Origin of the sequence: Paraburkholderia sp. EG287B, from assembly GCF_040965595.1 — a bacterium.
Lineage (GTDB): Bacteria > Pseudomonadota > Gammaproteobacteria > Burkholderiales > Burkholderiaceae > Paraburkholderia.
Genome location: NZ_JBFRCG010000004.1, coordinates 174,377 through 191,802, shown reverse-complemented (window position 1 = coordinate 191,802; position 17,426 = coordinate 174,377). Strand labels below are relative to the sequence as shown.

The 17,426-nt window shown below is 65.1% G+C and carries 16 protein-coding genes and 1 pseudogene; 10 read left to right on the top strand and 7 right to left on the bottom strand.

Going from position 1 to position 17,426, the window contains the following annotated elements:
• Positions 1–33 precede the first annotated feature (33 nt).
• Positions 34–1,071 carry an ABC transporter substrate-binding protein gene (locus AB4Y40_RS08425; RefSeq protein WP_368687286.1) on the bottom strand — a complete coding sequence of 346 codons (1,038 nt, stop codon included), beginning with the start codon at positions 1,069–1,071 and terminating at the stop codon, positions 34–36.
• A gap of 269 nt (positions 1,072–1,340) precedes the next feature.
• Between AB4Y40_RS08425 and fae the strand changes: the two genes are divergently transcribed.
• The 3 genes from fae to AB4Y40_RS08410 are packed head-to-tail and all read left to right on the top strand — an operon-like array spanning position 1,341 to position 4,373.
• A complete protein-coding gene (fae, locus tag AB4Y40_RS08420; protein ID WP_158761135.1) occupies positions 1,341–1,862 on the top strand; it encodes a formaldehyde-activating enzyme in 522 nt (173 codons plus the stop codon).
• A 28-nt stretch (positions 1,863–1,890) separates the two neighbouring features.
• Complete coding sequence (locus tag AB4Y40_RS08415) at positions 1,891–2,910, top strand: aldo/keto reductase (protein ID WP_368687285.1); 1,020 nt, start codon at positions 1,891–1,893, stop codon at positions 2,908–2,910.
• Positions 2,907–4,373 (top strand): NAD-dependent succinate-semialdehyde dehydrogenase, encoded by a 1,467-nt coding sequence (locus AB4Y40_RS08410; RefSeq protein ID WP_368687284.1) that lies wholly within the window; start codon positions 2,907–2,909, stop codon positions 4,371–4,373. Before AB4Y40_RS08415 ends, AB4Y40_RS08410 begins: the two co-directional genes overlap by 4 nt.
• A 98-nt stretch (positions 4,374–4,471) precedes the next feature.
• Here AB4Y40_RS08410 and AB4Y40_RS08405 read toward each other — a convergent pair whose 3' ends face one another.
• The 3 genes from AB4Y40_RS08405 to AB4Y40_RS08395 form a co-directional block, all read right to left on the bottom strand.
• Positions 4,472–4,945, bottom strand: a complete 474-nt coding sequence (locus AB4Y40_RS08405; RefSeq protein ID WP_368687283.1) for a GFA family protein — start codon at positions 4,943–4,945, stop codon at positions 4,472–4,474.
• A complete protein-coding gene (locus AB4Y40_RS08400) occupies positions 4,933–5,826 on the bottom strand; it encodes an alpha/beta fold hydrolase (RefSeq protein WP_368687282.1) in 894 nt (297 codons plus the stop codon). Before AB4Y40_RS08400 ends, AB4Y40_RS08405 begins: the two co-directional genes overlap by 13 nt.
• Before the next feature lie 79 nt (positions 5,827–5,905).
• Positions 5,906–6,748 carry an EamA family transporter gene (locus AB4Y40_RS08395; protein WP_368687281.1) on the bottom strand — a complete coding sequence of 281 codons (843 nt, stop codon included), beginning with the start codon at positions 6,746–6,748 and terminating at the stop codon, positions 5,906–5,908.
• 108 nt (positions 6,749–6,856) lie between these two features.
• Between AB4Y40_RS08395 and gcvA the strand changes: the two genes are divergently transcribed.
• Together gcvA and AB4Y40_RS08385 are read left to right on the top strand one after the other, a co-directional pair.
• On the top strand, positions 6,857–7,747 hold the full coding sequence (gene gcvA, locus AB4Y40_RS08390; protein ID WP_368687280.1) for a transcriptional regulator GcvA: 891 nt from the start codon (positions 6,857–6,859) through the stop codon (positions 7,745–7,747).
• A gap of 470 nt (positions 7,748–8,217) precedes the next feature.
• A complete protein-coding gene (locus AB4Y40_RS08385; RefSeq protein WP_368687279.1) occupies positions 8,218–8,592 on the top strand; it encodes a BON domain-containing protein in 375 nt (124 codons plus the stop codon).
• A 136-nt stretch (positions 8,593–8,728) separates the two neighbouring features.
• Here AB4Y40_RS08385 and AB4Y40_RS08380 read toward each other — a convergent pair whose 3' ends face one another.
• Complete coding sequence (locus AB4Y40_RS08380) at positions 8,729–9,613, bottom strand: hypothetical protein (RefSeq protein ID WP_368687278.1); 885 nt, start codon at positions 9,611–9,613, stop codon at positions 8,729–8,731.
• A gap of 188 nt (positions 9,614–9,801) precedes the next feature.
• Between AB4Y40_RS08380 and AB4Y40_RS08375 the strand changes: the two genes are divergently transcribed.
• The 4 genes from AB4Y40_RS08375 (at position 9,802) to AB4Y40_RS08360 (ending at position 14,865) form a co-directional block, all read left to right on the top strand.
• Positions 9,802–10,092 (top strand): hypothetical protein, encoded by a 291-nt coding sequence (locus tag AB4Y40_RS08375; protein ID WP_368687277.1) that lies wholly within the window; start codon positions 9,802–9,804, stop codon positions 10,090–10,092.
• A 167-nt stretch (positions 10,093–10,259) separates the two neighbouring features.
• On the top strand, positions 10,260–11,369 hold the full coding sequence (locus AB4Y40_RS08370) for a DUF484 family protein (RefSeq protein WP_368687276.1): 1,110 nt from the start codon (positions 10,260–10,262) through the stop codon (positions 11,367–11,369).
• A gap of 149 nt (positions 11,370–11,518) precedes the next feature.
• Positions 11,519–13,351, top strand: coding sequence for an SLC13 family permease (locus tag AB4Y40_RS08365; protein ID WP_368687275.1), 1,833 nt, complete (start codon positions 11,519–11,521; stop codon positions 13,349–13,351).
• 41 nt (positions 13,352–13,392) lie between these two features.
• Complete coding sequence (locus AB4Y40_RS08360; RefSeq protein ID WP_368687274.1) at positions 13,393–14,865, top strand: alpha/beta hydrolase; 1,473 nt, start codon at positions 13,393–13,395, stop codon at positions 14,863–14,865.
• Between the two features lie 42 nt (positions 14,866–14,907).
• Here the strand turns inward: AB4Y40_RS08360 and AB4Y40_RS08355 are convergent.
• Together AB4Y40_RS08355 and AB4Y40_RS08350 are read right to left on the bottom strand one after the other, a co-directional pair.
• Positions 14,908–15,831, bottom strand: a pseudogene (locus tag AB4Y40_RS08355) (S1C family serine protease); the annotation flags it as partial.
• Positions 15,832–16,044: 213 nt separating this feature from the next.
• Positions 16,045–16,365, bottom strand: coding sequence for a hypothetical protein (locus AB4Y40_RS08350; protein ID WP_368687273.1), 321 nt, complete (start codon positions 16,363–16,365; stop codon positions 16,045–16,047).
• Between AB4Y40_RS08350 and AB4Y40_RS08345 the strand changes: the two genes are divergently transcribed.
• A complete protein-coding gene (locus AB4Y40_RS08345; RefSeq protein WP_368687272.1) occupies positions 16,364–17,413 on the top strand; it encodes an AI-2E family transporter in 1,050 nt (349 codons plus the stop codon). The two genes, AB4Y40_RS08350 and AB4Y40_RS08345, sit on opposite strands and share 2 nt — an antisense overlap.
• Positions 17,414–17,426 lie beyond the last annotated feature (13 nt).

Here is a 17,426-nt window from a genome sequence, read left to right as displayed (position 1 = left end):
TGATGCGGACCGTCGTGCGGCCAGTGTCGTTGCTTACGTGCGCAGGCCGGCCTGCACGCGCGCCGCGACTTCCGGCGTGACCCATTGCTTCCAGATTTCCGGATGCTGCTCGAAGAACGTGCGCGCGACCGTGGAGGCGTCGAGTTTCTTGTCGTGCATCTGCTGGACCAGTTGTTCGTCGAGCGTGAGCGGCAGGCTCACCTTGCCGAAGAACGCGACGGCGTCGGGCTCGGCGTCGTAGAACGGTGTGGAGACCGCGACCTTCAGATGCGAGACCTTGAATGCGGAGGCGCACGGCGCGCCCTTCGGATCGGCGATGGTGTCCCAGCAGGCGTCGGAATACGGCGCGCCCTCGAGTTGCACGAAGTGGTACTTCGCCATCAGGCCGGCGGGCTGCCAGTAGTAGAACAGAATGGGCTTGCCGCGCTCGTAGGCCGAGGCGATCGCCGCGTCTAGCGCGCCGCCGGTGCCGGGGCGGAAGTTCGTGTAGTCGTCGCCGAGCTTGTAGGCCGTCAGCAGGCGGTTGTTGAAGCGCTCGCAATCCCAGCCGGCGGGGCAGTTGTAGAAGCGACCCTTGCCGGGTTCTTCGTCGTCCGTGAAGAGGGATTTGTACTGCGGAAGTTGCGCGACGGAGCGCAGTTGCGGCGCCATGGGTTTGATGCCGCGCTTCGCGTCGCCGTTGATCACGTAGTCGGGGACGTACCAGCCTTCCTTGTCGCCGCCGGGAATCAGCTCGCCCACGAGCTTCACGCTGCCGTCCTTCAAGCCGCGCGCGACGATGGGGCTGCGGCCCGTCCAGTGCTCGGCCCACACCTGCAGGTCGTTCTTCGTGAGCGCCGTTTCGGTGGCGGCCGTGGCGCCGGGCACGACTTCGGTCTTGCAGCCGTAACCCTTCTCCAGCACCGTGCGCACCATTTCGGTCATCAGCGCGCCGCTTTCCCAGGTGATTTGCGCGAGCTTCACGGTTTTGCCCGCCTGGCACCAGCCGGGGGCTGCAAAGCTGCTCGTGGCCGCGCCGGTCAGCGCGAGGGCGGCGGCAATACGCACGCCTGCCAGCGTGATACGTCTCATGTCGTCTCCAGTTTTATATGCACGGGCAGCCGTGCTTTTCGAATCAGTCCGACCAGAGTCTAGCCGTGGCATTTCGGGTTGCGAAGCAACGAATAGTCATCGATGCATTACCTGATCTCATGCCACTTTCATCACGCGAATGATGCATGCGAGAGCGATGACTGCGCGTCATGCCCCCATGAGATTTCATAGCTTTTGGGCGCTTGCGGCGTGTGCTGGAATGCGTCTGGCCAAATTCGAACTCATGTACACAGGAGACGGAGTCAAACATGAAAGACCTGCAAGTCTATATCGGCGAAGGTTTCGCTGGACCAGGCGTAAACGCTGCCCACATCAACATCATGATCGGCCCGCGCAATGGCCCGGTGGGGCAGGCGTTTACGAACAGCCTGTCGTCGCCTTCGCAAGGGCACGTGCCGTTCATGGTGGTGGCGCAGCCCAACGTGCCGGTCAAGCCCGCCACGCTCTACGTGAACAAGGCCGACATTCGCGGCGACCTGCACGGCAACGCCACGTGGGGCGCCTCGCAGGCGGCCATCGCGAAGGCGGTGACGGAAGCGATGCTCGACGGCACGCTGCCGCCGCAAGCGGAGAACGAGTGGTGCATCGTCACGGCGAACTGGGTGAACTGGTCGTGCGACGACCTCGACGCCGTGTACGAGAACAATTACGTGGCCTGCAAGACGGCCATTCGCGCCGCGATGAACGGCCTGCCGAAACTCGACGACATTGCGAAGATCAAGGATCAGATCAGCAATCCGTTCTACACGCCGAAGGCCAAAGCGGCTTGAGCCGCGCCAATCGTTACAGGTGACTACGATGCAATACGTGCAACTCGGCCGCTCCGGCCTGAAGGTGTCGCGCCTGTGCCTCGGCACGATGAACATGGGCACGCCCGAATGGAAGCCGTGGATCTACAACGAAGAGCAGAGCGAGCCGATCGTGCGCCGCGCGCTCGAAGCGGGCGTGAACTTCATCGACCTCGCGGACTTCTATTCGACCGGCGTGGGCGAGGAAGTGGTGGGGCGCATCGTGCGGCGGCTCGCGAAGCGCGACGAACTCGTGCTCACGACCAAGGTCGGTTATCCGATCGGCAACGGCGCGAACAACCAGGGCCACTCGCGCAAGCACATCATGGAAAGCATCGACGGCTCGCTGCGCCGGCTGCAAACCGATTACGTCGACGTTTACATGCTGCACTACTTCGACGTGAACACGCCGGTCGAAGAAACCATGGACGCGCTCAACGACATCGTGCGCGCGGGCAAGGCGCGCTATATCGGCGTGTCGACGATGTTCACGTGGCAGTTCGCCAAGATTCTGCAGGCGTGCGAGCGCTATCACTTCGCACGCCCGATCAATATGCAGCTGCAGCTGAACTGTGCGTATCGCGAGGAAGAGCGCGAGATGATTCCGTTCTGCCAGGATCAGGGCGTGGGCGTATCGGTGTTCAGTCCGCTCGCTCGCGGCCTCCTTTCCGGCGACGCGAAGTCGGTGCGCAACCAGACCGACTTCTTCACCGTGCAGATGTACGACGATGAAGCTTCGCGCGATATCGCGCGTTCGGTGGCGGAAGTCGCGGCGGCGCGCGGCGTGTCGAGCGCGCAGATCGCGCAGGCCTGGGTGCTGGGGCGTGCGGGCATCTCGTCGATGCTCGTGGGCGCGGACACCGTCGCGCAGTTCGAAAGCGCGCTCGCGGCGCTCGACACGCAACTCACCGCAGACGAGCTGTACGAACTCGAGCGCAACTACACGCCGTGCGACGTGATCAACGATTACGTGAGCGCGCGCATTCCGCGCGTGCCGCGCGCGGCGCGCCGCCTGGAGATCGCAGCATGACGGGCTTGACGATTGACGGACTGAAGGAAGCGCGCCTGTGGCGCACATCGAGCTCCATCGACGGCGAATGGGTGGCGAGCGAAGCGACCTATCCGATCATCGACCCGGCCACCGGAGCGCCGCTCGCGCAGGTGGCCCGTGCCGGCGCGCGCGAAGCGCTGCAGGCCGTGGCGGCGGCCTCGCACGCGTTTCCCGCATGGCGCGACGCCACGGCTGCGGAGCGCAGCGCGAAGGTGCGCCGCTGGGGCGAGCTGATGCATGCGCATCGCGAAGACCTCGCGCGCATCATGACGGCCGAGCAGGGCAAGCCCTATGCGGAAGCGCTGGGCGAAGTGGCGTACGCGGCGAGCTTTCTCACGTGGTTCGCCGAGGAAGCGCGACGCGCCTATGGCGACGTGATTCCCGCGCCGAAGAAGGGCGCGCGCATTGTCGTGACGAAGGAGCCCGTGGGCGTGGTCGGCGCGATCACGCCGTGGAATTTCCCGCTCGCCATGGTCACGCGCAAGGCCGGCCCGGCGCTCGCGGCGGGTTGCACGATGGTGCTCAAGCCTTCGGAAGAGACGCCGCTTTCGGCGCTCGCGCTCGCCGAGCTGGCGGTCGAGGCGGGCATTCCGCGCGGTGTGTTCAACGTCGTTTCGGGCGACGCCCCGGCGATCGGCGACACGCTGATGGCGTCGAAGGCCGTGCGCAAGATCTCGTTCACGGGTTCGACGCGTGTGGGCAAGCTGCTGATGCGTGCTGCCGCCGATACGGTGAAGAAGGTGTCGCTCGAGCTGGGCGGCAACGCGCCCTTCATCGTGTTCGACGACGCCGATCTCGATGCCGCCGTGGAAGGCGCGATAGCCTCGAAATTCCGCAACACGGGGCAGACCTGCGTCTGCGTGAACCGCTTCTACGTGCAGGCCGGCGTGCACGACGCCTTCGTCGAGAAGCTGGTTGCGGCCGTGCGCGCGCTGCGCGTGGCGGGCGGCATGGAGCCGGGCGCCACGCAAGGGCCGCTCATCAACGGCGCGGCGTTGCGCAAGGTCGAGGCGCATGTGAGCGATGCGCTCGAGAAGGGCGGCGCCATTGCGTGCGGCGGCCACCCGCATGCGCTGGGCGGCACGTTTTACGAGCCCACGGTCATCACGGGCGCGCACGGCGGCATGATGCTCGCGCACGAGGAGACGTTCGGCCCCGTTGCCGCGGTGTTCCGCTTCGAGACCGAGGAGGAAGTGATCCAGGCGGCGAACGATACTGACTTCGGTCTGTCCGCCTACTTCTACGCACGCGACATTGGCCGCGTGTGGCGCGTGGCGAGCGCGCTGGAAAGCGGCATGGTCGGCATCAACGAGGGCATCATCTCGACTGAGGTCGCGCCGTTTGGCGGCGTGAAGGAGTCGGGGCTCGGGCGCGAAGGCTCGAAGTACGGGCTCGACGAGTACCTCGAAACGAAGTACCTGATGATGGGCGGGCTCGGCTGATTTTCCTCACGCCTGCCAGCGTCTGGCGAAGGCCGCCGCGCGAGAGCGCGGCGGTTTTTTTTGAGCCTTCAATTGAGCGAGCGAATGGGCCTCAGGCCTCATTCAGCCGCGATGAAACGCACGGTGCCCGCAAGGCGCGCCGTGCCGCCGGTGTCGTTCGGATGATTCACGCCGTCCATCACCGGGACCTCGGCGAAATCGAACGGGCTGACGCCGTCGAGGCAAGCCACGTTTACGCCATATCGGTTCGGGTTGGAACGCCGTTGAAGATGGGTGGCGATTCCGCAGCGAGAACAGAAGAAGTGCTGCGCCGCTCCGGTGTTGAAGCGGTAGCTCGTCAGCACCTCCTCGCCCTGCAGGAATGCGATCCCGCCCATTTCGGCCGCGACGATGACCGCGCCTCGCATGCGGCAGTAAGAGCAATTGCAGCGGCGGATCGAGTTGAGGCCGTCGCTGAGCGTCACGACGAAACGCACTGCGCCGCAATGGCACTGGCCTGCCCGTTGGTTCGTATCGCCCACCATGTCGTTGGTTTCTCCCCTGCGGATAAAGCGCGGCGTCAACCGGCCCACGCGTTGATGTCGAGAACCGCTGCGGCGAACGTTGCTGGCGCCTCCTGCGGAAGGTTATGGCCTGCATTCGGCACGATGCGGTTCTCATGGCGTCCGCTGAAGCGCTTCGAACTGGTCTCTCGTGCCCCGGGCGGCTGGACGCCGTCGGCGTCTCCGTCGAGCGTGATCGTCGGCACGGTGATCGGCGGCGTGGCGGCGAGGCGATGCTCGATGTCGTCGAAGCGGGGATCGCCTTCGACCAGCCCGAAACGGTGGCGGTAGGAATGGACCACCACGTCGACGAAATCGGGATTGTCGAACGACGCTGCCGTGCGCGCGTAGAGGTCGTCGTCGAAGCGCCAGGTCGGCGACCAGAGCGACCACAGGAGACGGCAGAACGCGCGCCGTTTTTCGGTCAATCCAGCCCGGCCGCGCTCGCCGTGCAGGTAGTACTGGTACCACATGCGATGTTCCTTTTCGGGGTCGGCCGGCTGTGCGGCAGCGGCGATATCCTGGATGTTGTAGCCGTTGACCGATACCAGACCCTTGGCTCTCGACGGGTACAGCGCCGCCACGATGCACGCCGCGCGGCCGCCCCAGTCGTATCCGCCGAGGATGGCGCGGTCGATCTGCAGGGCGTCGAGCAGCGCCAGCAGGTCCGCGCCAAGCGCTGCCGGCTGGCCCGAGCGAGGCGTCGTGGGCGAAAGGAAGCGCGTTGGGCCGTATCCCCGCAGGTAGGGAACGATGACGCGGGCGCCCTCTGAAACCAGGCGTGGCGCGACTTCGTCGTATGCGTGGATGTCATAGGGAAAGCCGTGCAGCAGGACGACCGGCCATCCGTTCGCGTCGCCCTGTTCGTCATAGGCGATGTCGAGCAGTTCGGTTTCGATATGGTTAAGCATGGGGCGCTCCTTCGAACTCAAGTTGCGTGCTCAGCTGCGTGATGCTGCACGGGTAGCAAACGGCGTGCGTGAAATCATCTCAGAGCCCGAGACACACCGCTCCGGCCGCGACGACCACGCAGGCGAGCCAGCGCGGTCCACTCACCGCCTCCCGCAGAAACATCCGCCCGATCAGCACCGCGAACACCACGCTGGTCTCGCGCAACGCTGATATTGCGCCCATCGCGCCCGACTGCAGCGCCCAGATCACGATGCCATACGCCCCGATCGACACGAGGCCGCCGGCCAGCGACGAGGCGATCGACAGAGGCTCGGCGCGCAGCGGCGTCCATAGCGCGGCGGACCCGCGCCGCGCGACGAACAACAGCGGCATCGCCCAATAGGACAGGAACATCCACGCGGTGTAGCTGAGCGGCTGGCCATCGGACAGGCGCACGCCGATGCCGTCGATCACGGTATAGAGCGCGATCGTTGCCCCGGTCGTCAGCGCGGCCAGCGCACCCGCGCGCGACACGTGACGCCCCTGCAGCGCGATCGCGATGATGCCGCCCGAAATCATCACGATCCCGAGAGCGTGCAACGGGCTGATCGCTTCATGCGCGAACAGCGCCGCGCCGAGCGTGACGAGCAGCGGCGACGAGCCACGTGCGATCGGGTATGCCAGCGCCAGGTCGTTGCGGCGGTACGACTGCACGAGACTCACGTTGTAGAAGACATGCACGAGCCCCGACGCGACGATGTAAGGCCAAGAAGCGCGGGCCGGCGAGGGCATGGACAGGACGACCAGCGTGGCGACCACGCCGATGGCGATGCTCATCCACGCCATGGAGAAAAACCGGTCGCGGTTGCCGTGGAGCATCGCGTTCCAGCTCGCGTGGAGGAGCGCGGCGAACAGCACGATACCGCCGGTATAGCTGAGCATGAGGGTGCGGGCAGGGTTGCAAGAATGGTCTAACAAGAAGGATATCTATCTTGTGGCGGCGCAGCAAACCAGATAAATTCCCCTTTCGTGTTAGATAAACTCTCTCGAATGAAACCGGTGTTGCCCCCACTCAATGCCCTGCGAGCCTTCGAGGCCGCGGGCCGGCTCGGCAGCTTCAAGGACGCCGCCGCGGAACTGCACGTGACGCCCGGCGCAGTGAGCCAGCACGTGCGCTTGCTGGAGGAGTGGCTTGGCGCGTCGCTCTTCGAGCGGCACAACCGCCGCGTGGCGCTGACGCCGGCGGCGAAAAGCTATCTGGCGGAAATCGGCCCGTTGTTCGAACAGCTCTCGCAGGCAACAGCGCGATACGGCGCGCCGCAAACGGTCTCGCGAACCCTGACCGTGAATGCGCCCGCGACGTTCACGTTGCGCTGGCTGGTGCCGAGGCTGGCGACATTCCGCGCCGGGCATCCCGACATCGACGTCAAGGTCGAGACGTCGAACGCGCCGCTGGAGAGTCTGAAGGACGACGATGACGTCGTCATCCGGGGTGGCCCGGACACCTTCTACGGCTATTCCATGCGGCCGTTCTTGTCCGAGGAGCGGCTGCCGGTCTGCAGTCCTACGCTTATCAAGCGCGTACCGCTGCGCGCGCCTCGCGACCTGCGAGAATACACGTTGCTGCACACTTCGAGTCTTCCGCGGCTTTGGCCCGACTGGCTGGCGAGCGCGCAGATTCCCGACCTGCGGCCGGCCGCCGCTTTGACCTTCGACCACTTCTTCCTGACCTTGCAGGCCGCCATCGACGGTATCGGCATCGCGATGGGACCCACTGCGCTGGTCGCCGACGATCTCGCCGCCGGCCGGCTCGTGGCGCCGTTCGCAGGTCCACGTCTGCCGTCGCGCAGCTATTGCACTTACGTTGCAGACGAGAAGTCCGACGATAAACGGGTCGCGTTGTTCCGTTCATGGCTCGAACGCGAGGGAACAGGTTCGTGAACGCAGATGCGCCGCGCGACGCAAGAGGAAGCCGGTCATCGCGCTGATCCCACGGCAGAACGGCGTCGTAATAATGCGACGCCTGGCAGAATTTTGCCGCCCACGCGCGACCGATTGCGCGCTCCATTTCTCTCCCAGCCGCGAACAAGCGCATCAAAATCGCTCGATAGCCGATGGATGCAATTGGCTGCACGGGCAATGTGACCACGAGCCCATGGTCACGAACGCTGCGTCTACTCTATGACGGGATCGATATCAAGCTAATGATGCAGCCGCATTTTCCCCGCCCTGCGCCGAACCTTGCATTCTTATAATTTGCCGCGCGCTCGCGCGATTGGATGCGATGTCGCCGAAAAATGCGGCATCGCGTCGAGCGCCATTTCTGGCGCGCGAATGCTTAGTCGTGGACGGTGTAGTGCATTGGCCCGTTCGTGGGCCCACAACAAGACTGTGACAACAGGAGAAATTCCATGAAGGCTATTCAGGTATTCAAGCTGGCCGCGGCGACGGCTCTCGTGGCCGCGTCTTTGCACGCCTATGCGCAGGGCGACGCGGCTAGCGGCGCGACTGCCGCAGCCGAGCAACAGGCAGCCCCGTCGAAGGCGCAATCGAAGCAGGCCAAGGCCGCTAATCGCGCGCTCAGCCGCAAGGTCCGCACCGCTCTCGCCAAGGACAAGAAGATCGACGTTGCGAAGATCACCGTGCGCGCGCGTGACGGCGCCATCGTCCTGCAGGGCTCGGTGCCGGAGCAGTCGCAGATCGAACACGCCACCGAAGTCGCCACGGGCGTGCAAGGCGTAACGTCGGTCAAGAACGCGCTGACGATCCGTCCGAACGAGTCCTGATCATCCTCTCACTATGGCCTTGCGCCCGGCCGGGCGCATGCGCTAAAGCCCGGAGACAGGTCTCCGGGATCATCCTGAAGGCCGCGCCTGCCGTTGCCTTCATCTCGCGAAGCGGCGGCTCATCAGCTTGCGCGCATTAGCGAATGTCGCCGTGTCCGCCGGACGACTCAACCAGATTCGGGTGGCCAGCTCGCTGCTTGCGCGGTTCGAAGGCCGTATGCAGCGCGAGACCTGTCGCAGCGCCTATCAGTTGGGCAATGACGAAGGCCGGTACGCTCGATGGCGCAATGCCAGCAAAGGTGTCGCCGAACATGCGTCCGAACGCTGCGGCCGGGTTCGCAAACGATGTCGATGCCGTGAACCAGCAGGCGGCGCCGATGTACGCGGCCACCATGATCGCGGCGCGTTCGCCCGGCGCGCGCAGGATCACGAGGAGCAAACCTGCGGTCGCCACGGCCTCGGCGATCCATTGCCCGCTACCGGTGCGCACCTTGCTCGATAGCTCGACGATCGGCAGGTCGAACATGGCGTGCGCGAGCCATGCACCCAGCAGCGCGCCGATGAGCTGCGCAACGCTGCGCGGCGAGCTGCATGCTCGGGAATTGGCAAGGAGATCGCTCGCACGACGTGAAAATTTTTGGCCTCGCTCGGTGGCCTCGGTGGCCTCGGTGGTCTCGCTCGCGCTTCGTACGGTTTTTGCCGGCGCGCTGCGGGCTGCATGCCAGCGCGGAAATGAATGATGACCTCGATGCGCATGCAACGAAAATCGCGCAGACCGATTATGTGTGCCGCATTGAAGGCGACCGATATTCCCGAATATCGATGTGAAACGTAGTCGCGGAAAAAGCGGTGTAAATCGTTGAGCTGGATTTCCACCAAGGTGCCAAAAAAGAGGTTTTTGGAAATGCCAGGTCAAATCGCCGAACCGTATATCGAACCCCGCAGCGCCCGGATTCGAGGCCGCGAAACCCATTACGCCATTACGGGTAATTGCCAAAAAGTGAAATAAATCGTTGCGCACAATGCGCTTAATTATCCGCGATTGCTTTCCTAAACTTGATATCAACTGGCAGTGGTTTGCTTTACATGCAAGCCTGCGAACAGTTACGCGATTTTGATCGTCGTGAGCCGCATATAACGACCGCCCAATGAGAAATATCGCGGGTCGTTTGTGCCGGAATTCCAGTCCAATCAAAGGAGGAGCAAGTCATGAGCAAGACAACCAGCACATTGATCGCGGCCGTTGCCGCGCTCACGCTGTCCGCCGGTGCGTATGCACAGAGCAACAACACACTGGCAACCCCAGGCGTTACGTCGCCGGCTGCCGCAGCCAATACCAATGCAACGAGCGGCTACGGCACGCCAGGCGCCACGGGCTCGGACAGCGGCATGAGCGCCGCTTCGCCGACTAGCATGGACAACAGCGCGGCGCCGGCCCCCGGCGGCCCTGACAACAATTCGCTGGCGAGGCCGAGCGTAAGGTCGCCGGCAGCGAAATAACAGCAGCCTGTGACCATAAGCAAGACCGCTGCCCTCACGGACAGCGGTCTTTTCTTTTGCCCCGACCCCGCTGGAACAGGCCGCCGACGCGCGGGTGTCGTCGTTCGACGCTCAAGTCTGTCCCCAAGCTGCCGTAATAGCAGGCTTCGGAATATTCTCGATGCATCGTGACACATCCCGGGACTCAGCCTGCACTGGATCTTGCTGCGCTTATCGAAACCGTCCAGCGGAACGAGCGCGCGTCGAAGTCGTTCCAGGACGTGGAACTGCGCCTGATCGGCGCGCACGACTGGTGCGCCTTTCTCGAAGGGATATTCGTCTATCTGCCCGAGGTGTTCCGGCTGGCTTGCGCCGGCCTCTGGCTCGACGTGCGCACGCCGCTGCTGCGCGATCTGCTCGAAGCCGACTGCGGGCGCGCCGACCTCGAAGCGAACCTGCGCTCCGGGCTCCAGGGCGGCCTTGCGCTGTCACGCCTGTGCGCGGGAAATCAGCCGTGGCTTGGCCGGGTGAGCGAACTGAGCGAACTCGAGCCCGCGGTGAGCGAGACCTTCTTCGACGCGCGGACTACGATCGGCAGCGCGATTGTGTTGCCGCTTCTGAACCGCGCCCAGCTGCTCGGCTATCTGTGCCTCGCGAGCGATGACCCCGCGCGCTTCGACGCCAGCATGGGCACCGATCTGCTCGCGCGCTTCAGCCGCGTTGCGGCGGCGAGTCTCGACAACGTCGCTCACCGCGAGCATCTGCGCAAGACCGGCGTGACCGACCCGCTCACGGGCCTGTCGAACCGCCGCTATTTCGACGAGCGCCTCCATCACGAGATCCGCCGCGCGAGTTCGCACGCGGCACCCATGTCGTGCCTCTTCATCGACATCGATCATTTCAAGCAGATCAACGACACGCACGGCCACGCAACCGGCGACCTCGCGCTGGGCGCCATCGGCACTTGCCTGAAGCAGCAGGTGCGCGTGGGGGACACGGTGTCGCGCTACGGCGGCGAGGAGTTCGTCGCGCTGCTGATGTGCGAGCTCCCCGACGCGCTGGCCGTTGCGGAGCGCATCCGGATTGCGGTCGAGGCGCTCGACGTGCTCGACGACGAGGGCGAGCGCATCGCGCTCAGCGTGTCGATCGGCGTGGCGGCGTATCGGCTCAACAGCGAGGCGAACACCGGCGCCGCGAGTCCCGAAGCGCTGGCGCGCTCGCTGCTCGACCAGGCCGATCAGGCCATGTACCGCGCCAAGCACCAGGGACGCAACCGCGTTTCGCTGCTGGAGGCGTGAAGATCTCAACGTTCACAAACGTTGCATCAAAAACGGCGGCGGGGCGGGCATGACGGCCCAAGGCCGCGCTGAAACGTAAGTTTTCAAAATCCGGCACTATTTGCGGTAGCAGTGGTTTCCCAGGCCCGTTGAGCAGGCAAAGCGAAATCATGTCTACCGACCTTTTGATGACCGTTGCCTGTCTGGCCTGCGCGATCGCGATGTTCCTGATCGGCCGGCCCCGCTCGGACGCGGTGGCGCTCATCATGATCGTCGCGCTGTCGCTCGCGGGCATCGTGACGGTCAACGAGGCGCTGGCCGGCTTCTCCGACCCGAACATCGTGCTCATCGCGGCCCTCTTCGTGCTCGGCGATGCGCTCGCGCGCACGGGCGTCGCCCAGCGCGTGGGCGACTACCTGATCGAGCGCGGCGGCTCCAACGAGCGCCGCCTCGTCGTGCTGATCATGATCATCGTCGGCGTCATGGGTTCGGTCATGAGCTCGACGGCCGTCGTCGCGATCTTCATTCCGATCGTCATTCGCATTGCCCGCCAGTCGGGCGTGTCGCGCGCGCGCATGCTCATGCCGGTCAGCATGGCCGCGCTCACGAGCGGCATGCTCACGCTCGTCGCCACGACGCCGAATCTCGTCATCAACAGCGCGCTCGTCTATCGCGGCTACCGGCCCTTCAGTTTCTTCGCCATCACGCCGCTGGGCCTGCCGGTTCTCGCCGCGAGCATCGGCTGGATGCTGTTCGCGAGGCGTTTTCTGAACGGCACGGGCGGCGCGGAGGCGACTACGCGCCCGTCGCTGAACGACTGGGTCGCGCGCTATTCGCTCGAAGGGCGCGCCTTTCGCCTGGAGGTCGGCGCGGATTCGCCGCTCGTGGGGCAGACGCTCGGCCACACCGGGCTCGACGACGACCCCGTGGCGCACGTCGTCGCGATCGAGCGGCGCACGCGCATGGGCGCGACGGTGCTGCCCGCGACCGCGGACAGCAGCATCGCGCCCGGCGACGTGCTGCTGCTCGACGTGGAGTCCGCGAGTTTCGACGTGCAGGCGTTTTGCGCGCGCTATGCACTCGCGACGCGCCGCATGTCCGGCGCATACTTCACCGACCAGTCGCACGACGTGGGCATGGCCGAAGTCATCGTGCCGCCCGACTCGTCGCTCGTGGGCAACGTCGCGCGCAGTTCCGCGGCGCTGCGCCGGCACGGCGTGACGGTGGTCGGCCTGCGCCGCGCCGACGCCGCGCTCGAGCAGGATCTGCAGGCCACGCAGCTCAAGGTGGGCGACACGCTATTGGTGGTGGGGCCGTGGATCGACATCTTCTCGATGCAGGCGGTGGAGCGCGATATCGTGTGTCTCGCCATGCCGGTCGAAAGCGACGCCTACGTGCCGGTGCCGCACAAGGCGCTGCACGCGCTCGCCATCATGGCGCTCGTCATCGCGATGATGCTCACGCCGCGCGTGCCGAACGTGCTCGCGGGCCTGATCGGCTGTCTGCTGATGGGCGCGGCCGGTTGCGTGAGCCTCGACAGCGCGTATCGCGCGATTCACTGGCGCAGCCTCGTGCTGATCGTGGGCATGCTGCCGTTTTCCATCGCGCTGCAGCGCACGGGCGGCATCGACATCGCCGCCGACGCCGTGCTGCGCGTGGCCGGCAACTGGGGCGCGCATGGCTTGCTGGGCGCCGTTTTCCTGCTCACGCTCGTGATCGGCACCGTGATTTCCGGCACGGCGACGGCGGTGCTGATGGCGCCCGTGGTGCTCGCGATGGCGGCGCACCTGCATGCGTCGCCGTATCCGTTCGCGATGACGACGGCGGTTGCCGCGTCGGCGGCCTACATGTCGCCGATCTCGACGCCCGTGAATGCGCTCGTCAGCACGGCTGGCGGCTATCGGTTCCGGGAGTTTTTCATGGTGGGCTCGCCGGCTGCCCTCGGGGCGCTCGTGATCACCGTAATGCTGGTACCGCTCATCTGGCCGGTTTTCCCGCGCTAGCGCGAGGGAAAGGCCGCCCGTTCACGAGGCATTGACCGGACATGGCGAATTTCTTGACGAGAGCGTGGCTCCTTCGCTGGATCAAGCGGATTGCCCTCTTCGTGCTGATCGCATTCGTGTGCATTGCCGGCGTGCGCTTCTTCGACGCGCAGCGCAAGGCGCCGTTGAGCCTGTGGCACACCTATGTGCCGGAAGACATGCACGCGCACGAAATCGATCATGCGACGTGGGAGGAATACATCGCCAACGAGAACCGCCTGTTCGACGCGGTGAAGAAAAACGTGACCGACAAGCTGCCGGCGGACGAACGCATTCCCGCCAACCGTTATTTCTCGGGCAGCCCGATTTATCCCGGGCACTTTCGCACCGACTGGAACCGCTCGTACACGCTCATGCCGCAAGGCGCGCCGCGCGGCGTGGCCGTGATGCTGCATGGGTTGACCGATTCGCCCTATAGCCTGCGGCACATCGCGCAGCGGTATCAGCAGGATGGTTTCGCCGTGGTGGCGGTGCGCTTGCCCGGGCATGGCACCGTGCCCTCGGGGCTGACCGAAGTGACGGCGGAAGACTGGGAGGCGGCCGCGCGCCTCGCCGTGCGCGAAGCGCGGCGCCTCGTGCCGGCGCCTGCGCCGCTGCATATCGTGGGGTTTTCGAATGGCGGCGCGCTCGCACTGCAATACTCGCTCGAGGCGCTGGACGACGCGAGCCTGCCGCAAGCGGACCGCCTGATCCTGCTTTCGCCGATGATCGGCATTACGCGTTTCGCGCGCTTTGCGGGGCTCGCGGCATTGCCTGCGATCCTGCCCGCGTTTGCGAAAGCCGCGTGGCTCGACATCGTGCCGGAATTCAATCCGTTCAAGTACAACTCGTTTCCGGTGAACGGCGCACGCCAGTCGTGGCGGGTCACGCGCAAGATCCAGCAGGAAGTGGCGGACGCGGCGCGCAACGGCAAACTGGCGGCGCTGCCGCCCACGCTCACGTTCCAGTCCGTGCTCGACTTCACGGTGAGCACGAGCGCGATCGTCAGTTCGCTGTATGCGCAACTGCCTGCCAACGGCAGCGAGCTCGTGCTGTTCGACATCAACCGCACGGCGCAATGGAGCCCGCTGCTGCGCGCGTCGATGCGTGACGCGCTGCGCCGTCTCTCGCCCGTGCCGCCGCTGCGTTACCGCCTGACCGTGCTGACCAACGCCTCGGCCACCTCGCCGCACGTGGTCGAAGAGAGCACGGCGCCGAGCGAGACCACGGCGAAAGTCGAACCCACGGGGCTCGACTATCCGCTCGATGTCTATTCGCTGTCACACGTGGCCTTGCCGTTTCCGGTGACCGATTCGCTGTACGGCCGCAACCCCGATCCCAACGACGACCTGGGCATCCATCTGGGCGCCCAGTCCGTACGCGGCGAAACCGGGGCGCTGATCGTGGGGGCGGGGCTCCTCACGCGGCTCTCGTGGAACCCCTTCTACGACTACATCGTCGAGCGGATCGACTACCTGGCGAGCCACGGGCCGTGAGCGCGCGTTTGGCGCGCGCCAGGCCCGGACCCGGCCAGGGCGTTACGCGCGCGGCGCGAGCTCGACCTGCGCGGTCATTTGCTCGCCGTCGCGGGCAACGACGATCGACACGTTGCTGCGTGCCCGCGCGATCATGCTTTGCAGCTGCTCGACGTTGTCCACCTCGATGCCGTTGACCGCGATGATCACGTCGCCGGCGCTGATGCCAGCCGCCTTTGCCGCACCGCCCGCCTTCACGACGAGCACGCCGCCGTCCACGCCGACCTGCTGCGCTTCGTCGCCGCTGAGCGCGCGCACGGCCACGCCGAGACGCGGGTGCGCATTGCGGGCCAGCGTCGTGCCGTTGCCATTGCCATTGCCGCCGCCCTGCACGATCTGATCCTTCATGTGCATGGCTTCGTCGATCGGGATCGCGAACGAGAGGCCCTGGAAGCCGCCCGTGCGCGAGTAGATCATCGAATTGATGCCGATGACTTCGCCGTTCAGGTTGAAGAGCGGGCCGCCGGAATTGCCCGGGTTGACGGGCACGTCGGTCTGGATCAGGTGCGTCGGGCTATCTTCCGAGAGCTGGCGCGACTTCGCGCTGATGATGCCCGAGGTCACGGTGTTGTCGAGACCATAGGGCGAGCCGATCGCGACGACCCAGTCGCCGACCTTGCTGTTCGCCGGATTGCCGATCTTCACCGTCGGGAAACCCTTGCCGGAGATTTTCAGCACGGCCACGTCGCCGGCCTTGTCGGTGCCGATCACGCGTGCGGGGAACTTGCGGCCGTCGGTGAGCTTGACCGTCACGTCGTCTGCGCCTTCGACGACGTGATTGTTCGTCAGGATGAAGCCATCCTGGCTCACGATGAAGCCCGATCCGAGGGCGCCCGAATGCCCGTCTTCGGAGTCCGGGTTTTCCTTGACGACCTCGACATGGACCACAGCCGGGCCGTACTGCGCGACGATCGCCGAGAAGTTCGGCGCCGCGCCGCGGACGTCGTCTGCCTTCGGCACAGGTGCCGACAACGTCGTTTTGGTGATGCCGCTTTCGTCCGCGCTGGCGTGCTCGTGGCTGACGACCCAGGCGCCGGCAAGCGCCACCGCTACACCGGCGATCAGGCCCCGGCGCCGATATTTGATGGTACTCATTGCTATGGTCTTCGAAGAGATGGTGAAGGTGCGCGTAAGGTACTTTTAGCTGCTTAAACGTGACTTAAATGCAGGAGAGATCTTTTGTCCGCGCGAAGAGTCGATGTGCGTGCAACGAAAATCCGGGCGCGGTTGTTCGGATTCCTCGCCAGCTAGCGCGCACGTCTTTTTCAAAGCGGCTAGTCTTGCGAAGTGGCGGCCGATCGCGCCCCGAAGACGCTTTATTGAGGGCCGGATGTGCTCGGCGAGGCGTGGATGGCTTGCAAACGTCTCGCGCCGGATAGCCGGTTCGCTGCGCGACGCGCTGTACGCAACCGCTGCCTGCAACATCGACGCAACGTGGTTCGTCATCCAGAACATCTCCATGAAACAGGATCTCGTCACGTTCACCTGCGTGGTCGTCATCGCCGTCATCACGGGGTGGGTGCTGTATATCGGGCGCCCGGTGCTGGTGCCGATCGCATTCGCGATCATCACGTCGTATGTGATCTACGGGCTCGCCGAAATCCTGCGGCGCGTGCCCCACGTGGGCCCGCGCATTCGCGCGGGCGTGCGCTACTGGAGCGCGGCCGCGCTCATCCTCGCGGCCGCGTGGCTCGCGACCGAACTGCTGCTGTCCGACACTGACCGCATGCTCGCCGTGGCGCCGAAGTACGAAGCCACGCTGCTCGCGTTGCTCGCGAAAATCACCGCGCTGTTTCATCTGGAGACCGAGGCTTCGTGGACGGCGTTTCGCCGCGAGCTGCTCGCGACCGTCAACGTCCAGTCGCTGCTCACCTCGCTGCTCGGCTCGCTCTCTTCGCTCATGGCGACGACGCTCGTCGTTCTGCTGTACACCGCGTTCTTCATGGTCGAGATGGGGCGGTTCCGCCGCAAGCTCTCCGCGGTCATGCGCGGCAAGGCCGACATGGAGCCCGTGATCGACGCGATCAATTCGAAGATCGGCACGTATCTGGCGTTGAAAGCGCTGCTCGGCGTGGTGCTCGGCATTCTCAGCTGGATCTGCATGCAGCTGGTCGGGCTGGAGTTCGCGCCGCTGCTCGCCGTGCTCATCGTGCTGCTCAACTTCGTGCCGTATGCGGGGTCGCTCATTTCCGTGGCGCTCCCCGCCTTGCTCGCGGCGCTTCAATTCGGCCAGTGGAACGAGTCGATCACGCTGCTCATCGCGCTGTCGGCGATCAACTTCGTGATGGGCAATGTGCTCGATCCGTGGTTGATGGCGGGGTCGCTGAACCTGAGCCCGGCGGTCATCCTCATGAGCCTCGCCACGTGGACGGCACTCTGGGGCATTCCCGGCGCCTTTCTCGCCGTGCCGGGCACCGTGGCGCTCACGATCATCTTCTCTGCGTTCAGCTCCACACGGCCGCTGGCGCTGCTGTTGACGAAGGACGATGTAGTCAGGCATGCAGAATAAATGCGTGGCTTAC

What these genes read in the sequence shown, in the direction of transcription:
- AB4Y40_RS08425 (WP_368687286.1), bottom strand. Translation starts at nt 1,071, where the DNA reads ATGAGACGTATCACGCTGGCAGGCGTGCGTATTGCCGCCGCCCTCGCG.
- fae (WP_158761135.1), top strand. Translation starts at nt 1,341, where the DNA reads ATGAAAGACCTGCAAGTCTATATCGGCGAAGGTTTCGCTGGACCAGGC.
- AB4Y40_RS08415 (WP_368687285.1), top strand. Translation starts at nt 1,891, where the DNA reads ATGCAATACGTGCAACTCGGCCGCTCCGGCCTGAAGGTGTCGCGCCTG.
- AB4Y40_RS08410 (WP_368687284.1), top strand. Translation starts at nt 2,907, where the DNA reads ATGACGGGCTTGACGATTGACGGACTGAAGGAAGCGCGCCTGTGGCGC.
- AB4Y40_RS08400 (WP_368687282.1), bottom strand. Translation starts at nt 5,826, where the DNA reads ATGCTTAACCATATCGAAACCGAACTGCTCGACATCGCCTATGACGAA.
- AB4Y40_RS08395 (WP_368687281.1), bottom strand. Translation starts at nt 6,748, where the DNA reads ATGCTCAGCTATACCGGCGGTATCGTGCTGTTCGCCGCGCTCCTCCAC.
- gcvA (WP_368687280.1), top strand. Translation starts at nt 6,857, where the DNA reads ATGAAACCGGTGTTGCCCCCACTCAATGCCCTGCGAGCCTTCGAGGCC.
- AB4Y40_RS08385 (WP_368687279.1), top strand. Translation starts at nt 8,218, where the DNA reads ATGAAGGCTATTCAGGTATTCAAGCTGGCCGCGGCGACGGCTCTCGTG.
- AB4Y40_RS08375 (WP_368687277.1), top strand. Translation starts at nt 9,802, where the DNA reads ATGAGCAAGACAACCAGCACATTGATCGCGGCCGTTGCCGCGCTCACG.
- AB4Y40_RS08365 (WP_368687275.1), top strand. Translation starts at nt 11,519, where the DNA reads ATGTCTACCGACCTTTTGATGACCGTTGCCTGTCTGGCCTGCGCGATC.
- AB4Y40_RS08360 (WP_368687274.1), top strand. Translation starts at nt 13,393, where the DNA reads ATGGCGAATTTCTTGACGAGAGCGTGGCTCCTTCGCTGGATCAAGCGG.
- AB4Y40_RS08345 (WP_368687272.1), top strand. Translation starts at nt 16,364, where the DNA reads ATGAAACAGGATCTCGTCACGTTCACCTGCGTGGTCGTCATCGCCGTC.
- AB4Y40_RS08350 (WP_368687273.1), bottom strand. Translation starts at nt 16,365, where the DNA reads ATGGAGATGTTCTGGATGACGAACCACGTTGCGTCGATGTTGCAGGCA.